Consider the following 11,813-nt stretch of genomic DNA (forward strand, 5'->3'; position numbering starts at 1 on the left):
TTTATATTTGGTATATATTATTACAGAGTGTTTTATATAAGATGAAAAGGTTTTATATAAGATGAAAAGGTAAGAATATAAGGAATAAGACTTTAAAAGTGAACTGAGTGCAAAATATGAAGCAAAATTATTTTAGATCAGGGAAATTATAAATAAAAAATGAACTCAGTTCAAATAATAGACAAAATGGTTTAAATTAAACACAATCATTACAACAATAAAGAACATATGTTTTGATGTTTCATGTGAAACATTTTACAAGATATTGTGTCTGAAAGAGTTTAGTGACACAATTCTTTACTACATCACTTGAGTTATCTATGAACTAACGTTATAATTGACAGACAAATGATATTTTATGAGTTTATGAGGTTATTATGGTATTTAATTACACATACAGAATTGGTCTTGAGGACTGTGGAAGAGAAAATAAGGCAACTAATAAGGCAATTCTTACTATTCTTGAGAATATTGCCGGTTTACATTCGGCAACTGTTGGCCTTGGCCTCAATGAAATAAGTGAAACGGGCTGTGCGTGGGTAGTTCTTAACTGGCAAATGCAGATTATTAAACGTCCTGAATATAATGATGAATTAACTGTATATACATGGTCAACATCAGCTGATAAGCTCTTTGCGGAGAGAGATTTTAAGATTACGGACAAAAATGGCAAAACTATCGTTATTGCTACTTCACGCTGGATATATATGGATATGAACAGAAGGAGACCGGTAAGAATTACTCCAGAAATTATGAATAGATATGAATCTGAACCAGAAAGACGTGTATTTGCTGAGAAAATAACGAAAGTTGACCTTCCTGATACAGATTATGATGAAATTCTATATAATATTCTAAGAAGAGATGTGGATTATCTTGGACACATGCATAATATAAGTTATCTGGATGCAGCATATGACGTTATGCCAGAAGAATATTTTTATGGACCACAATTTAACTTTGTAAGTATCGAATATCGTAAAGAATTGCTGAAAAATGACGAGGTTAAGGCACATTTTTACCAGATTGACAATGGATGTATAATATCACTAAATACGGATAAGATAAATTCAGTAATTACACTGAAATATTGACAATAATTATTAAACAGGAACTTATTGCATGGAAACTGAATGTATTAAGGACATGTCAGGTACATGGAAAGGAGATTAATTATGAGTCTGATTAATAAGGAAAAGGTTTTAAATGGGGTTGGAAAGGCTGTAGATGCAACTAATAAGGCAGCTGATAAGGCTTCTTCATTTGTTAAGGAAAAGGGAATTGATAAGAAGGCTGTGAAGGTTGCAAAAACTGCTGAAAAAGGTATAAAAAAGGCAGGAAATAAGCTTGGAGAAGTAGCTGGAGAGATTGTTGCAGGTTACAAGAGTAAGGCTGGAGGAGCTTCATCTAAGGCTTCAGAAACATCTTCAAAAGGTAGAACAGCACCAGATATCATCGTAGATGCTAAAGATATTACAGAACATTCGAATGATGAGGGACTATAATGAGCAATGATTTTTCACAGGGAAAAGTCTGGAAGAATGTTATTAATCAGGCGATTCCTCTAATGGTCGCACAACTTATACAGATTCTGTATAATGTGGTGGATCGTATATATATCGGACGTCTTCCAGTTATTGGAAGCAATGCTTTGACGGGAATCGGTCTGGTTTTTCCTATTACGACACTTGTTGCGGCATTTACTAATCTGTTTTCAACAGGTGGTGTGCCGCTTTTTTCTATGGCAAGAGGTGCTAAAGAGGAAAAGAAAGCTGAGCTCATATTAGGTCAGGTTGTTTCATTGCTGACAATTACATCAATTGTTCTTATGGTTTTATGTTACATTTTTAAAAGACCTGTGCTTTTCATTTTTGGGGCAAGTGAAGAAACATATGTATATGCTGACCAGTATCTTAAAATATATCTTCTTGGTACAATGTTTTCAGTACTATCAACGGGGCTTAACGGCTTTATTAATGCACAGGGGTATCCCCAAAAAGGAATGATGACTGTTATGCTCGGCGCAGTTATTAATCTTATTCTTGATCCAATATTCATATACGGATTACATATGGGAGTCTATGGTGCAGCGATAGCTACTGTTATAAGTCAGGGAGTTTCATTTGTATGGGTTGTAAGCTTTTTTATCGGGAAGAAGACGTTTTACCATATAAAAAAAGAAAATTTGATTCTGAAGGCTGGTATGGTTGGGAAGATAACATCTCTTGGTATATCGGGATTTGTTATGCAGGGAACTAACTGCCTTGTGCAGATTGTCTGCAATAAAATGCTGTTTATGTATGGTGGAGACATGTACGTTGGAATTATGACTGTAATTAACTCTGTCAGGGAGATTCTTTCTGTTCCAGGAAGTACGCTTGGAAGTGGTGCACAACCTGTTCTTGGGTACAATTATGGAGCAAAACAGTATGAGAGAGTCAGAAAAGCTATAAGATTCACGGCGGCAATAGGATTTTTATATATGCTTGTTGTGTGGCTGGCTGTAATTATATTTCCTAAAGAAATTCTGTCGGTATTCACAACTGATAAGACTATGATAAGTTTAGGAGAACATGCATTAAAGCTGTATTTCTTTGGCTTTTTCTTTATGTCGTTCCAGTTCGTGGGACAATCAACATTTACAGCATTAGGATGTGCCAAGAGAGCAGTATTTTTTTCAATATTCAGAAAAGTAATTATTGTTGTACCACTTACAATTGTACTTCCTATGTTGGGGCTTGGCGTTGAAGGCGTGTTTATTGCTGAGCCAATTTCTAACGCAATAGGGGGTCTGGCAAGCTTCACAACTATGTATTTTACACTTTACAAAAAGCTTCCAGAATAGTATTCTAAAGATGAAGATAGCAAAGATGCCATCGCTTCCATGCAGGGAGCGATGGCTTTTTTAAGATATATTGAACATTTAGATGAACATCTGAAATAAAATGTTTTGAATTAAATAGAAAGAAGGATATTGTATGGATATATTTGACATAATAGGTCCTGTGATGGTTGGTCCGTCAAGTTCACATACTGCCGGAGCAGTACGAATCGGATATATAGCTGGCAAACTTATGGGAGAACCTATAGCAAAAGCTGAGATACTTTTATACGGGTCGTTTCTGGCAACTGGAAAGGGGCATGGAACAAGAAAGGCCCTTGTGGCAGGATTGCTTGGAATGAAGCCTGATGACATGAGAATTCCAAATAGTTTTGAGATTGCTAAGGAGCATGGCATAGAAGTTGTTTTTGGGAAATCAACATTAAGAGAGGCACATCCGAATACAGCACAGATTCTGCTTACATCAGTAACTGGGAAAAAACTTGAATTGAGATTTCATATATTCCAAGGGATTTAATAACTGTTATATTTTATTATCAAATATCTCTCAATCCCTTGAAAACACAAAGTTTATCGCAGGTGAGCTTTCCCTTATTGTTTCCCTTGCGTTATATCGTCCCACCAGTGTTTACGAACTCTGATAAGGGCAAAAACAAGGGCAAGAAAATTATATAAAACAGTATAACACAAAATAAAAGTGACATTGTGAACTGATTGAAATGCTTCTGATTTTTGCAACAAATGATTGATTTAACGATAAGGAGATTTAATACGATGAGAACAATATTTGCAGAATACAATCCCAAGCGCAACAGTATTGATGTTTACACCTCTGTTGGCTATATGCTCCGCATTGACTGTTCTCCCACCGCAAAGGATTGTATCAAGTGCCGCCCTAAATGTGTGCCGCGATCTCCGGCAGCTTCCCGCGTCCATGCAAACTCAATATCGGCGGTTTCCAGCCCGCAGCCGAAAGAGGACGCAAGCAGCTTCCCGTCTGTCTTTTCGGGATTTAAGATATAGTCTATCGCAGCCTTTAAGGTTGATTTAATAGGGTGCGTCTTTGTAACCGCCATATCTCGTCCACCGCCTTTTTAATGTCCTCTATATCCTGCCTGTAAACCGTCCCCGTCGCATTGGCGCGTTTTGCAATTTGGTTGATGTTCCGGCTCACCGCTTGCAGTTCCCGGATATATGCTTTTGTGTCGCTTCGGTCAACGACAAGAATATACCCGTCTATCGCCATTTTACGGAAGTATGCCCCATACTGCTTTATGGGAAGCTGCTTCATCTTCTCGTCGATCAGCCGCTTTTCTTCTTCCGTAACGTAAAACTTCATCTGTATATTTCTCTTTCGGTTTTCCATTTCCGCACCGCCTTTCGGTATAAGGGTTTGGGATTATCCAACAAGCATTTTCCGCAAACGGGTACTCGTTTGCTGTGCTTGCTATCTACTCCATACCCCCACCGAAAGGCGGTATTTGTTGCGCGTTCCTTTGATTTTGGACGCAAAAAAAGATTGCAGCCGCCATGCGCTGCAATCTCCCGATTTCTCATATTGTGAGGTTAATCCTCTGCTTTTTCGACTTCCGTTATCTCCCTTGCTGTTGCGGTTACAATCCGTATGCCTTTATCGCTCATACCGTCCAGCAGCGCGTCAAGCTGCCGCCGCCCGGTGGATTTCTCCGCATTGCTGTTCGGGAAGAAAAATTGATCTACCGAAATATGATACCGGGTTACAAGGTCATAGAATACCTGTAAACTCGGCTGTTGTCCCTTGTTCTCGATATTCGCAAGGTAGCGCGGGGAAATATATAACTCGTCGCTTACCTTTTTGCGGCTCTCGCCGTATTCATTTCTCGCGGCTTTTATAGCTGCCCCGAAAGCCTTAAAGTCGTACAATGGTACGGGTCTTTTTGCCATTTTCATTCACCCTGTTACATTTTACAGTTCACCTTTCTTTTTGGATATGTCCACACAATTCATATCATTAGGTTAAATACTTCCTGTTGTGTATTGACAGTAGACTGATTTTCTGATAAAATAAAATTTATGTAAAAGGAGGTGGCGTTTATGTTGCATAGCATGCGTATTAGATAAGCATTGAAAAAAAGGATTTTCCCATTTTCAACATGGGCTTTTTTGTCATGCTTATTTTGCGGATGCTATACAAAAAACTAACGACGTATAGATATAGTATAGACATAGTGCAAGCTATGCCTTAGTTTTGTTGTACTGCTCTGTGCATTATAAATGCAGGTCAATGCTCATGTTGAGGATTGACCTGCATTTTTTTGTGTAAAAAGGACGAGTGAAATATAATGCTTAAAAAATATTGGATAAAATGTCCGATTTGTAACGGAAAGACGAGAGTTCAAGTATTTCATAATACTGTATTAAAAGATTTTCCTCTTTTCTGCCCTAAATGCAAATTGACGCATATCATTGATGTAGAAAAATTAGAGATTGTAATCAAAAATACAGAAAAACAAACTTTTATTATTTAGAAGAAAGGATATAAAAATGAAACGTTTACCTAAATATACGCCTGCGGAAGTACGGAATGATCCATACGGATTTACTTACAAAGAAATGTCGGAAGTTATTGGCGAGAATGAAGCAAAAGCCTTATATGAAGAATTATATAAGCAATTACCACGCAAAAAAAATCTATCAATGTTGGTAAAAAATATTTGCAAAAGCAGTGATACTGAAAAGTATGTTTACGAACTGAAAGACAACAAATACATTGAAACGGTTTTTATCAAGCGGCGAGATGGTGGAACTGTTTGCGTGAGCACACAAGTCGGTTGTCCTGTTGGTTGTATTTTTTGTGAGTCCGGGCGAAATGGCTTTGTTCGTAATCTAACATCGTCAGAAATCGTACAACAGATTATATTGTTGCGTCGAAAAGTAAACCGTATCGTTTTTATGGGTATGGGAGAGCCTTTATTCAATTATGACAACTTGATAAAAGCAATCCATATTCTCCGAGATAGATATGGGCTCAACTTTCCAACCGACGGCATTACCATATCAACAGTTGGTCCGGTCGATCAATTAAAAAAATTGCGCGAGGAACATCTTAAAATTCAGTTGACAATATCTTTACACGCAGCAACACAATCTGCAAGAAATCGTATTATTCCTCACATGCGCATATATGCTATTGAAGATGTTGTTAAGCAAGCCTTATCCTATTCTGAAAGGCATAATCGCAAAATTGTCTTTGCGTATTTGCTTTTACCGGGTATAAATGACCGGCCCTCAGATGTAAGACAACTTGCAAAATGGTTTCGGGGCAAAAAAGTTATGATTAACGTGTTACAATACAACCCAACAAGCAATTCAAGAATTAAAGCACCACAGAAACGGGAAATAGTTGCATTCAAACATCAATTAGAGCAAGCAGGACTTGAAGTTACTATGAGAGTTTCTCATGGCAGAGAGATTAACGCGGCTTGTGGACAGTTAGCTAACACATATAATAAATTCAAAAAAAAATGATTAAAAGTGCCAGACGCATAGACGCAGAGCCGATAACGCATTAGGTCAAAAAACCTATGTGTTATCGGCTTTTTTATTTAATATTGCGCAAAAGCCGCTGTTCCCTATTATAGAATGGATTGCGGGTAGTGTATTAAAGTCGCCCTTTTTTAAGGATACGGCGGTATCGGGGAGGTATCGCCGTGTCCATTTTTATTTACTGTAACCCGCCTAATGCTTTGCGGTCAAAAAAAGCTATGCTCCGCAAGCGGGATATTCCGGCTATGAATGTGAACTGTCAATACATTTAGCTACTGCTTACATTTCCTTTGCGCCCGTCCGCGTCTTGCGGACGGGCGCATTTTGCTTTTTTCAACTTTTTTCTGAAAAGCGCACTCAAGAGCCATCTCCCGAACGGGTACGGAGCGAAAGGGGCAGAGAGGACAAGCCCTTAACTCCCGTCCTCTACTCCACGCGGGAAGGAGGTGAACTCTATGGAGCTATCTTCTTCCGACAAGGAAAGAATACAACATCAGTACGACGCATTAGCAAAGAAAACTTTGGTCGGCGAAGCGAAAAGCCACCGCCGCACTCTTGCGAAACGCGCAGCACGCGAAGTTACTTTTTCGGATTTGAGCGAAAGCGAACTCGCGCAGCTTTTCACAACGGACGAATACGAAAGCGATTATTTCCGTTTTCAAGTGTCCGGCTTTGATGTACTCGTCAAAAATGAACTGCTTGCCGAAGCCCTTAACGCTTTGCCCGAAAGGAAACGCGACATTATCCTTTTGTCCTACTTCTTGGATATGAGCGACGCGGAAATTGGCGAACTGCTGAATGTTGTACGCACGACGGTTTTCCGGCACAGGAAATCCGCGCTTGCGAAAATCAAACAGTATTTGGAGGGAAAAGCAGATGATGAATACCGTTAGGAAGTCTGAAAATCTGTTGCCGTTCCCTGTCATTTCCGCAGCGGCAAACGGCGACACAACCGCCATGTGCGCGATCTTGAAGCACTACGAGGGTTACATAGCGAAACTTTGTACCCGCACGCTGAAAGACGACGCGGGCAATACCTATTCCTATGTGGACGAGGAAATGCGTAACAGGCTGCAAGTGCGCCTTATTACCCGCACCCTTGCTTTTCATGTAGGATAATCTTTTAGCCCATGCGGGGAGCGTGTCCCCTTTCCACGCTTCCCGTTATGGGCTATTTGTCGTTCCGCAAAAGCATATCCGCTGTTGATGTGCTTTTGCAGGCCGACAAAGCCTATTGTTCTTTGACAAAGAAAGCGGCCTTTGGTGCGCAGCATAACAGGCAAACGGGTACATTCCGTCTGTACCGAGCCAGTCGGCGGGTACGCCATGACAGCTTTTCCCCATAGGGGAAAAGCCGAGCGAGAACTACCGCGCCGTAAAACAGGTTTAGCAGCTTGTGGGCGACGACATACAAGGCGGCACAATGATACTCCCGCGTTGAACACCCTCAAAGTATTGCGCGGCGCACCCATAAGCATGGGCCGGGGTGAAACTCCCGTGAGGTTGCAGCTAACAACCGCCCGTTTTTGCCTTTTGACGAATATAGTTTATCCATACAGGAAAAGGAGGTTTTTCTAATGGATAAAAAACAGACAATTACAACCGAACGCAAAATAGGGAAAATCACCTATCTTGTTCAAGCGTTGCCGAGTGAAAAGGCAACCGATACAATCCATAAAAAGATTGAGAAACTCATTGTAAAGGATTTGCAGAAAAAGCCCGGAAATCCGGGATTTTTAGCGTCCGAGTAGTGCATTAGGCGGCGGGATATGGTATAATGATAGCAACACATTATACCTGTTTATTCGGCTGTCGGAAAGGAGGACTAATGTTACAGTCGAATAAAATCACCGCCCTTTACTGCCGTTTAAGTCAAGAGGATATGCAAGCCGGAGAAAGCGGAAGCATACAGCACCAAAAAATGATACTTCAACGCTATGCGGACGAACACCATTTTTTGAACACAAAGTTTTTTGTGGACGACGGATTTTCCGGCGTGAGTTTTGAGCGCGAGGGGCTGCAAGCGATGTTGCAGGAAGTGGAAGCCGGACGAGTGGCGACGGTCATTACCAAAGACCTTTCCCGTCTTGGCAGAAACTATCTGAAAACGGGCGAACTCATAGAGATTGTATTTCCCGAAAACGGAGTACGCTATATCGCGATCAACGACGGAGTTGACACAGCGCGGGAGGATAACGAGTTTACCCCCTTGCGGAACTGGTTTAACGAGTTTTACGCCCGCGACACAAGCAAGAAAATCCGCGCAGTTAAACAGGCACAGGCGCAAAAAGGCGAGCGCGTCAACGGGGAATATCCATACGGCTATATCCCAGACCCGAACAACCGCCACCACCTTATACCCGACCCGGAAACCGCGCCGATTGTCAAACAGGTTTTCGCTATGTTTGTTAGCGGCGTGCGTATGTGCGAAATCCAAAAATGGCTTGCGGAAAACAAAGTCTTGACGATTGGAGCGTTGCGCTATCAGCGTACAGGACAGGCGCGGTATCAGCGGGCAATGATCGCCCCCTATACTTGGCCGGACAAAACGCTCTATGACATATTAGCAAGGCAGGAATATTTAGGGCATACCATAACCGCGAAAACTCACAAGGTATCCTACAAGTCGAAAAAGACCCGGAAGAACGAAGAAGAACAACGCTATTTCTTCCCAAACACCCATGAGCCGCTTGTTGACGAGGAAACCTTTGAACTTGCGCAAAAGCGGATTGCTACCCGCCACCGCCCGACAAAAGCAGCGGAGATTGATATTTTTTCCGGCTTGCTGTTTTGCGCTGGTTGCAGACATAAGATGTATTACCAACAGGGCGTAAATATCGAGCCGCGCAAGTTTTCCTATTCTTGCGGCGCATGGCGCAACAGGGCAAGGACAGGCAGCGAGTGTACCTCTCATTATATCCGCAAAAACGTACTTCTTGATTTAGTGCTGGAAGATATGCGGCGGGTTTTGCGGTATGTTAAGGAACACGAACAGGACTTTATCTGTAAAGCTACCGAGTACGGCGACATGGAAGCGAGAAAGGCATTAGCGCAGCAGCAAAAGGAACTTTTCAAAGCACAGGCGCGTATGACCGAACTTGACACGCTTTTCCGCAAGCTGTATGAGGACAACGCATTAGGCAGACTGACAGATGAACGGTTTGTGTTTCTAACTTCCGGCTATGAGGACGAAAAGAAATCCCTTGCCGCAAGGATAGACGAGTTACAACAGCAGATCGCAACCGTTACCGAGCGAAAAAGGGATATATCAAGGTTTATTCAGATTGTCGGGAAATACAGCGACATACAGGAATTGACCTATGAAAACGTCCATGAGTTTATCGACCGTATTTTGATACATGAATTAGACCGGGAAACCAACACCCGGAAAATCGAAATCCATTATAGCTTTGTCGGACAGGTTGATACCGAGCAGGAGCCGACGCAAGTTGTCAACCATGACCGCCGCAACATGGTAGATGTAAAAAGTATCGCTATCTAACCCCAGCAAATGTCAGCCCCGTTATTTTATCCGTTTCCTCAATTTTAGCCGTTAGCATTATGATTGGATAAGTGTATTTCTTTCGGATAAGCTGGCAAAGTGAAAAGCCGTTCATATCCGGGAGCATAATATCCAGAATGGCAAGATCAATGTCGCCGCTTTCAATACACGACATGGCATCCGTTGCGCAGTAAAATTTATAAACGACGTAATTTTCGTTTTTCAAGTAGACCTCCAACAGATCCGCTATATCTTGCTCGTCATCTATAATCAATATCTTTTCAGACATATTTTCAACTCCTTTGCTCATATTTCCAATTAAGTATAGCAAATACAACATCTAAATTCACAATGGATTGCCTGAGAAATTATTAAGATTTTCCTAACTTTCGAATTTAGGCAACTCAAAATGCTAACGTAATTTACATATCAGTTTTTTATGTGTCATACATATTCTCCAATATACTTCCATATAATGCACAGATTGACTTCACAATTGCATGCCATGAAATATCAGCAGCATAAGAATAATTTTTTTGATATGTTTTCCATAAGGTCTCCATAACCGGACTTGATTCAATTTCATCAAATATTTCTCTTATATCCTCAGCTTCTATCAGGTCTAATGTTCCCCTTTTTTTGGCTGTAGCCACAAGTGCAGTCCATAAAACTTGTTTTTGGAGTTGTTCTCCATACAACTTTTGTAAAATATAAATATCATAAAAATCTCTCATTCGTGTATTTGTAACGTTTCGACTAACAACAGTTTCCAATTTTTCAGCCAATACCGTTTCCAGATTATATGCCCATACCTCAATAGTGCGGTCTTCAAGCATAAGATTAAATTTGTACTTGATTTCTCTTGGTGTAATTACATCCCCTGTAGAAATATCAATCTTTAATGGTGTGATTACACCATCAAATTTCGTTTCCATGCTTACACGAACACCAGGATAATCTGCTTCTTCCATGATTTCCGATATCCGTTTGACCCGAAATGAAACACCATCGTCCAGTGGAATTGATATAATTTGGGATATAATCATTTCTACATCCTCCACACTAACATTAGTGCCTTTTATGGTAGCATCCAGATCCATAGTAGCTCTGGCATCCAGACCAACCATTGCCGCCACAAGCATTCCACCTTTTAATATAAACTGGTTTTTATACTCTGATAAAGAAATTCGTTCTAAAAAACGTTCCATCATATAATTCCGCATCAAAATCTGTGCATCTGCGGATTTTTTCTTTGACATATTACGAATTAAATCCTTTAATTGTCTTGCCGTTGTTATCATCTAAAGTAACACCTCCAAATATGGTCTAAGTATGTTTTCAACATGAAACATAGCTGCGTATTTCATAAGCATCCGTAAGTTTTTATCCTTACGTTTTGCATATTGTTTCAATGCGTCTTGAAAGACCTGCATTTCAACATTTTTTCTGCTACGAAGCAGATCACAAATTGTTCTCTCCATGTCATAAACGGGAACGGAATGTCCGAATGATGTCTGCATAGCTATGATTCCTATTTCATGTAAATCCTTTTTTACTGTGTACACTTGAAAACCGTCTTCCTGCAAACGACTTGGATTATATCCAGTTCTTACTGTTATGGTGTATTTCAAAGGCTCTCTGTCCGTTAAATCATGAAAAAACAATGCAGTTTCATGAGAAAATACAGCTTGACCACAACGTAAATGCAAAAGGTACATTGCATCTGTCCACGTATCCGGCGATACATACACACCATGAGCAGCTTGTTCTAATCCTCGTTCCTTCACATATGCATAAAACACAGACTTACTAATTCCATTATTTAGAACTTGAAATGTCTGAATTGTCCCTCCACATTCACGCAACAACAAATCTAATTTTTCAAACTGAGTCATATGCTTTCTCCTTTCGTGCTAATATGATAATATATATTAGCACGAAAGT

General features: G+C 40.5%; 14 protein-coding genes and 3 pseudogenes. 11 read left to right on the top strand and 6 right to left on the bottom strand.

What is annotated here, in order from left to right:
* Nucleotides 1-377 precede the first annotated feature (377 nt).
* The 5 genes and pseudogenes from DW963_RS02405 to DW963_RS14115 all read left to right on the top strand — a co-directional run.
* Complete coding sequence (locus DW963_RS02405; protein WP_117913713.1) at nt 378-1,094, top strand: acyl-[acyl-carrier-protein] thioesterase; 717 nt, start codon at nt 378-380, stop codon at nt 1,092-1,094.
* 81 nt (nt 1,095-1,175) lie between these two features.
* On the top strand, nt 1,176-1,505 hold the full coding sequence (locus DW963_RS02410) for a 2-oxoacid:acceptor oxidoreductase family protein (protein ID WP_286168941.1): 330 nt from the start codon (nt 1,176-1,178) through the stop codon (nt 1,503-1,505).
* Complete coding sequence (locus DW963_RS02415; protein WP_117913715.1) at nt 1,505-2,845, top strand: MATE family efflux transporter; 1,341 nt, start codon at nt 1,505-1,507, stop codon at nt 2,843-2,845. Before DW963_RS02410 ends, DW963_RS02415 begins: the two co-directional genes overlap by 1 nt.
* A 133-nt stretch (nt 2,846-2,978) precedes the next feature.
* Nucleotides 2,979-3,359 carry a serine dehydratase beta chain gene (locus DW963_RS02420; protein WP_353652752.1) on the top strand — a complete coding sequence of 127 codons (381 nt, stop codon included), beginning with the start codon at nt 2,979-2,981 and terminating at the stop codon, nt 3,357-3,359.
* 224 nt (nt 3,360-3,583) lie between these two features.
* Nucleotides 3,584-3,721: pseudogene (locus tag DW963_RS14115) on the top strand (DUF6061 family protein); the annotation flags it as partial.
* Here DW963_RS14115 and DW963_RS02430 read toward each other — a convergent pair.
* From DW963_RS02430 to DW963_RS02440, 3 genes and pseudogenes are all read right to left on the bottom strand, one after another.
* Nucleotides 3,703-3,918: pseudogene (locus tag DW963_RS02430) on the bottom strand (relaxase/mobilization nuclease domain-containing protein); the annotation flags it as partial. The pseudogenes DW963_RS14115 and DW963_RS02430 sit on opposite strands and share 19 nt — an antisense overlap.
* Nucleotides 3,879-4,208: a plasmid mobilization protein gene (locus DW963_RS02435; protein WP_002584958.1), complete on the bottom strand. Its 330-nt coding sequence runs from the start codon at nt 4,206-4,208 to the stop codon at nt 3,879-3,881. The gene DW963_RS02435 and the pseudogene DW963_RS02430, both read right to left, overlap by 40 nt.
* A 200-nt stretch (nt 4,209-4,408) precedes the next feature.
* Nucleotides 4,409-4,765, bottom strand: a complete 357-nt coding sequence (locus tag DW963_RS02440) for a helix-turn-helix transcriptional regulator (protein WP_002584957.1) — start codon at nt 4,763-4,765, stop codon at nt 4,409-4,411.
* A gap of 398 nt (nt 4,766-5,163) precedes the next feature.
* On the opposite strand from DW963_RS02440, the gene DW963_RS02445 reads away from it, so the two are divergent.
* The 6 genes from DW963_RS02445 (at nt 5,164) to DW963_RS02475 (ending at nt 9,869) form a co-directional block, all read left to right on the top strand.
* Entirely contained in the window at nt 5,164-5,349 is a 186-nt protein-coding gene (locus DW963_RS02445; RefSeq protein ID WP_003431289.1) for a cysteine-rich KTR domain-containing protein, read from the top strand.
* Between the two features lie 16 nt (nt 5,350-5,365).
* Nucleotides 5,366-6,349 carry a 23S rRNA (adenine(2503)-C(2))-methyltransferase RlmN gene (gene rlmN, locus DW963_RS02450; RefSeq protein ID WP_002584956.1) on the top strand — a complete coding sequence of 328 codons (984 nt, stop codon included), beginning with the start codon at nt 5,366-5,368 and terminating at the stop codon, nt 6,347-6,349.
* 473 nt (nt 6,350-6,822) lie between these two features.
* On the top strand, nt 6,823-7,260 hold the full coding sequence (locus tag DW963_RS02455) for a sigma-70 family RNA polymerase sigma factor (protein WP_002604474.1): 438 nt from the start codon (nt 6,823-6,825) through the stop codon (nt 7,258-7,260).
* Complete coding sequence (locus tag DW963_RS02460) at nt 7,244-7,486, top strand: helix-turn-helix domain-containing protein (RefSeq protein WP_002604473.1); 243 nt, start codon at nt 7,244-7,246, stop codon at nt 7,484-7,486. Before DW963_RS02455 ends, DW963_RS02460 begins: the two co-directional genes overlap by 17 nt.
* A gap of 458 nt (nt 7,487-7,944) precedes the next feature.
* Complete coding sequence (locus DW963_RS02470; RefSeq protein ID WP_002604472.1) at nt 7,945-8,118, top strand: transposon-encoded TnpW family protein; 174 nt, start codon at nt 7,945-7,947, stop codon at nt 8,116-8,118.
* A 77-nt stretch (nt 8,119-8,195) separates the two neighbouring features.
* Nucleotides 8,196-9,869, top strand: a complete 1,674-nt coding sequence (locus DW963_RS02475; protein WP_002604471.1) for a recombinase family protein — start codon at nt 8,196-8,198, stop codon at nt 9,867-9,869.
* Between the two features lie 10 nt (nt 9,870-9,879).
* Here DW963_RS02475 and DW963_RS02480 read toward each other — a convergent pair.
* The 3 genes and pseudogenes from DW963_RS02480 to DW963_RS02490 all read right to left on the bottom strand — a co-directional run.
* A pseudogene (locus DW963_RS02480) lies at nt 9,880-10,158 on the bottom strand (response regulator); the annotation flags it as partial.
* A 148-nt stretch (nt 10,159-10,306) separates the two neighbouring features.
* Nucleotides 10,307-11,170, bottom strand: a complete 864-nt coding sequence (locus tag DW963_RS02485; protein ID WP_003505363.1) for a nucleotidyl transferase AbiEii/AbiGii toxin family protein — start codon at nt 11,168-11,170, stop codon at nt 10,307-10,309.
* Nucleotides 11,171-11,764: a type IV toxin-antitoxin system AbiEi family antitoxin domain-containing protein gene (locus DW963_RS02490; RefSeq protein ID WP_003505367.1), complete on the bottom strand. Its 594-nt coding sequence runs from the start codon at nt 11,762-11,764 to the stop codon at nt 11,171-11,173.
* Nucleotides 11,765-11,813 lie beyond the last annotated feature (49 nt).

The organism is Eubacterium sp. AM46-8 (genome assembly GCF_003466705.1).
Lineage (GTDB): Bacteria > Bacillota > Clostridia > Lachnospirales > Lachnospiraceae > Lachnospira.